Genomic DNA, 4,656 nt, shown 5'->3' on the forward strand with positions numbered 1-4,656 from the left:
AGTCAAAAGAGATACACCGGAAATGAACTGGAAAAAGCATCTAAACAAATGGATAATCCAGATACGGATAATTTTTGGAAAACAATGTTTTTACTTAATTATAGTAATTCTCAAAAAGATAATAATACCGCAAAACTTGCCAAAAATGCGCTTGAATAACGTACTCTTAATAATATACATACTTATTTGCTATTTAATATTAAAATCAAAACAACATACTGGCTTTTATAAAAATATTTGTTCAAAACCGATATGGGCATTAAAGACTATAAATTATTAAACCATCGCAATAAAACCATAACACATTATTTAAGGGAAGAACCCCAAGATATTGTGATTGATTGCGATACTGGTAGAGGAAAAGAAATCCTTGGCTCCCTATGGGATAGACTGATGCAAGAAAACTTTCAATATCTTTCTATTCCAGGGAAACCAAGAACACTAATTAAGGAAACAGAGTATGAAGAGGAAGGATTGGTTTTTCATTTTATTGAGAGATTTATACTTCCTGTTTGAAATCTATGTTTTATAATGAAACCGATAATGAAAAGTGCATAGTTTTCAATTATTTCCATGTACAGAAATATATTAAAGGAAAGCCGCCTATCAGGGTGGCTTTCCTTTCAGGAGGTAATTAATGGCTCAAGAAATTATGGGTAATAGTTCCATTTTTTGGTATAGAATCGGTAAAGCCCTTGGCGGTGTTTTCGCCTTAGGGGAGACACTGTCAAGGAGGTAAAACTCGATTTGCTGATTTCACTCTGGTCTATACGACTGACAATTACATTTTTTTAAGTCCTATTAATACTTATTTCTGTTTCAGCTCCCGGATTTTGAGCTAATAGATTTTGAAATAAGCTTAATGTTTCCTTTGGAATATCAGCTGCCTTTAAGAGAGAATGTCGCGTAAAATTTATAAGAAGACCTATAAAAAGTGCCAATGTATCATCGCCACATTTTAAAGCCTTATATTTATCAAAATCATTACATGGAAATATTTCAATTTGAACATCTTTACAATGAATAATGATTATTTTTTTGCTATACAGAACAATAGCATTTGGTAATAAGTTAGCTGGAATGTGTACGTTCCGGAAATAATTCAAAACGGTTTCTACTTCCACACTGTCATAGGCAAATATTATTCCAAAATACGGATTTCTACCTGTATCTCTAGGTAATCCATTTATAGTTATTTGTACTTGTGGAGTGACAGTCCATGAATGTGTTCCTTCTCTACTAAGTATTTTCAATGATTGAATGTTTTCGATTGAGCTAATAAACTCTGCTTGGTTTAAATATGATTTGATTTCAATATTTCCATAAATAGACTCGCAAGGAAATTGTATGAAGTTTTCTATGTATGGTATTAAGTAAGAAAACATATTATCATAAACTACTAAATCAAGTTGCTTGCTAACATTACCGTTTTTATCAAAAGCTTCACCTCCAGACAATCCATAACAGGATGGCAAAAATGGGCGTATTACTTTATTCAAAATATTTTCCCTTATCGTGCCTTTACTTCCACTATGTAATATATCCTTACTTTGTTCAAAGTATGCTTCAAGTATTTTACCAGACCGTTTTAATGCATCATAATAATTCATGGTCACCACCTTTATTATTATTATGAGATTTTACATTTTTTGTCAACATAACATTCTGCGTTCAGCTGGAAAAGAGGTTAAAGAGACCGGTAACGGTTTGACATAGAATGAGACGGTATTGATGGGGAGAACGTGCTTCTGGTCTTCTGTTATATTCCTATAGAGGATTTAAGTTTTATGAGAACCAGTATTAAACAAATATCTCACTTATATATTATTTGGGGTACAGCAGTGTACGACAAACAACGACCGCCTGTATGGGCGGCCTTTATCACAGGAGGTTTATTATGGCAGCAGGTTTATTGGAGAATGACTGGATGTTCTCAGGGCGGGGAGAGGTTCCCTGGCATGGTATCGGCGCGGTGCTGGAAGGAGTGCCCACCTCCAAGGAGGCCATCAAAGCGGCTAAATTGGAGTGGACCATCAACCAGGCCCCGGTATTCGCCGCCGGCAACTGGGCACAGGCAATACCGGGCTTTGTGGCCAATGTCAGGAGCGATACCAAGGAAGTCCTCGGCATTGTTTCAGACCGGTATTGTGTGGCCCAAAACAAGGACGTGTTCGCCTTTGCGGATGCCTTAATAGGGACCGATAAGGCGAAGTGTACCTACGAGACCGCCGGTTCCCTCTGGAACGGCCGGAGGGTATTTATGCTGGTCAATATGCCCCAAGGCCGGATTGTGGGGGATGAATACCAGCCTTATCTTTGTATTTCTAATGCGCACGATGGTTCATCAGCATTACAGGTTTTCCTTACCGGGATACGAGTTGTTTGTAACAATACGCTTTCGGCTGCGCTCCATACTGCGAATCGGAAACTTTCAATCCGGCACAAGTCCTGCATGGACCAGCATAAGAAAGAGGTATTACGGACGATGGGGGCGGCTTCAAAGTATTTCCATGACCTTGAAATATTCGCATCCGAGCTGGCCGGGAAGAAGGTAAATATTGCCAAGGTCCTGGATGCGTTATTCCCCGCTTCCTCAGCAATGTCCAAAAGGCAGTTACAGTCCAACAGGGAAGTCAAGGAAACTATCAAAAACATCTTGAAGCAAAAAGAGGACCTTCGGGATTTTCGCGGGACAGCCTGGGGCGCCTACAACGCCATCGCTGATTATCGTTCAAATGCGGAACCCAAACGGAGAACCGCTACCTATGCGGATAGCAAAATGGCTACGTTTTTGGATGGGGACGCCATCATGAATCATGCACAGGAAATCATTCTGGAGCTTGCCGCATAAACCCTGCCGGGTTTCCGTACAAACGGCCGTCCATATGGGCGGCCGTATTCTTTTTCAGTAAGTTGCCCATTGAGGCGGCTTTTACATAAAGGGAGTTAAAAGATGGATGGAGAGAACAGATATCTTAACCACGGCTATAAGGACCGGGATGATTATCTGAATAACCTTGCGGATGATTACGGTGTTGATTCAGTCGCTATTAATGCCATTGCTGAAATGCTTGGACCGGATGAAGATTTTGACGGCCTAGTCAGCGAACTTGATGATTTCGATAGTTTTGGCTTGCTGGATGATTTTAGAAAAAAGGTAGTATAGACAAGAAAAATTATTAAAAATAAGGAACCGTTATGTTAAATCAAAAGTTTGCATACAACGACACCATGTTCAGCGCCTGTATCATTGACGACATCGACGTAAATGGCGATTGGGTTCAAGTTCATTATGAGTACCAAAACAAAGACAACGAAACGATTGCCAACCATTCCCGTAAGGTCAAACTGCGGTACTTGCAAAATCGGGACGATTATTCATTCCGGTTCAGATGGTGTGTATGGTATCTCTCTGATTTTACCAGAATTGGAGGATAATCTAATTTTCATCCCTATCGTTATTAGTTCTTTAGGGCGGGATATTCCCGCTCTTTTTTCATGTAATAACTCCTGATTTACTTTAGATATTATCTCTGAGCAGTAGCAATACTGCAAACCATCTGTATAGACGGTTATTTCATGAATCAGGAGACACAAAAATGAATAATCTCAATTCCGTCATCGTTGAAGGGAACTTGGTCAGGGACCCTCTTTACAAAACCACCCAAAGGGGCGTTCCGCTTTGTACCTTCTCTATCGCCTCTAACCGGTTCTTCAAAAAGGATTCAAAGCTTGAAAAGGAAATCAGCTATTTTGACGTGGAAGCATGGTCAAAATTGGCGGAGAGTTGTTTCCGTCTTGGCCATAAAGGACGAGGGGCAAGGGTTGTAGGGCGCCTCAAGCAGGACCGCTGGGATGGTTCCGATGGGAAACCCCGCACCAAGATTTCGATTGTGGCGGAACACGTCGAGTTCAGGCCGGAGTTTGTGAAAGACGCTTCCGCAGAAACTCCGGAGTACGAAACCACCGATGAGCCAGGAACCCCCGAACCGGTATTTGACTTTGAGCCAACTTTTTGAAAGGGAGATGATAACGCAATGTCAAATATAACGCTCCCGGAAGCTCAACAAAAGTTCCGCTCATTCTTCCCCGGGTTAAGATTCAATGACTTTATGGACCCGGCGCTTACCCTCTGCACAGGCGAACCAAAAATTGACCTCTGCAAACTTGATGATTATATCCATGAACAGCATGGCGATTATGAAGTCCACGATATAAATATGGCTGACATGCTGGCAGAGAAGTACGGTAAAGATGCCAATACGTTTATCGAGGGACTGATATGAATAATGCGCATAACCTGTGAACATGAAACTAAAAAAGAGTAAATGGAGGTCTCTATGAAAATCACCAACAAACTGAATCTTCCGGCTGGGCTGGTAAAAGCAGTATCCACGGAACGGCACAATGCGGACCAGTGTATTTCCGCAACCACCTTATTACAGGGGGTTAAGAACATTATCCTTACTGACCGCCATTGGGACGAATTGGAGGAGGATGTGTCTGACCGGATATGGGCAATTTGGGGAACGGCGGTCCATTCGCTCCTGGAACAGGAAGGGGAAAATGATTTTACCGAACTTGAAATGTCTCATAAGGTTGATGATATAACCGTTACCGGGCGTATCGACAACTACGATATGCAGAACGGTATTT

General features: G+C 41.1%; 7 protein-coding genes and 1 pseudogene. 7 read left to right on the plus strand and 1 reads right to left on the minus strand.

Annotated elements, in window-relative coordinates; all coding sequences use genetic code 11:
• The first annotated feature begins 252 nt into the window (after positions 1–252).
• Complete coding sequence (locus TPRIMZ1_RS0113910) at positions 253–516, plus strand: hypothetical protein (RefSeq protein WP_026043723.1); 264 nt, start codon at positions 253–255, stop codon at positions 514–516.
• A 275-nt stretch (positions 517–791) separates the two neighbouring features.
• On the opposite strand, the gene TPRIMZ1_RS0113925 is transcribed toward TPRIMZ1_RS0113910, so the two are convergent.
• Positions 792–1,610 carry a DUF6602 domain-containing protein gene (locus tag TPRIMZ1_RS0113925; protein ID WP_010261241.1) on the minus strand — a complete coding sequence of 273 codons (819 nt, stop codon included), beginning with the start codon at positions 1,608–1,610 and terminating at the stop codon, positions 792–794.
• A gap of 287 nt (positions 1,611–1,897) precedes the next feature.
• On the opposite strand from TPRIMZ1_RS0113925, the gene TPRIMZ1_RS0113930 reads away from it, so the two are divergent.
• From TPRIMZ1_RS0113930 to TPRIMZ1_RS0113955, 6 genes and pseudogenes are all read left to right on the plus strand, one after another.
• Positions 1,898–2,851, plus strand: a complete 954-nt coding sequence (locus TPRIMZ1_RS0113930; protein WP_010261244.1) for a DUF932 domain-containing protein — start codon at positions 1,898–1,900, stop codon at positions 2,849–2,851.
• A gap of 102 nt (positions 2,852–2,953) precedes the next feature.
• A complete protein-coding gene (locus tag TPRIMZ1_RS0113935) occupies positions 2,954–3,166 on the plus strand; it encodes a hypothetical protein (RefSeq protein ID WP_010261247.1) in 213 nt (70 codons plus the stop codon).
• A gap of 32 nt (positions 3,167–3,198) precedes the next feature.
• Positions 3,199–3,438: a hypothetical protein gene (locus TPRIMZ1_RS0113940; RefSeq protein ID WP_010261250.1), complete on the plus strand. Its 240-nt coding sequence runs from the start codon at positions 3,199–3,201 to the stop codon at positions 3,436–3,438.
• 161 nt (positions 3,439–3,599) lie between these two features.
• Positions 3,600–4,019, plus strand: a complete 420-nt coding sequence (locus TPRIMZ1_RS19150; RefSeq protein ID WP_010261253.1) for a single-stranded DNA-binding protein — start codon at positions 3,600–3,602, stop codon at positions 4,017–4,019.
• Positions 4,020–4,037: 18 nt separating this feature from the next.
• Positions 4,038–4,286, plus strand: a complete 249-nt coding sequence (locus TPRIMZ1_RS0113950) for a hypothetical protein (RefSeq protein ID WP_010261256.1) — start codon at positions 4,038–4,040, stop codon at positions 4,284–4,286.
• Between the two features lie 54 nt (positions 4,287–4,340).
• A pseudogene (locus TPRIMZ1_RS0113955) lies at positions 4,341–4,656 on the plus strand (DUF2188 domain-containing protein); the annotation flags it as partial.

This window comes from Treponema primitia ZAS-1 (assembly GCF_000297095.1).
Classification (GTDB): domain Bacteria; phylum Spirochaetota; class Spirochaetia; order Treponematales; family Breznakiellaceae; genus Termitinema; species Termitinema primitia_A.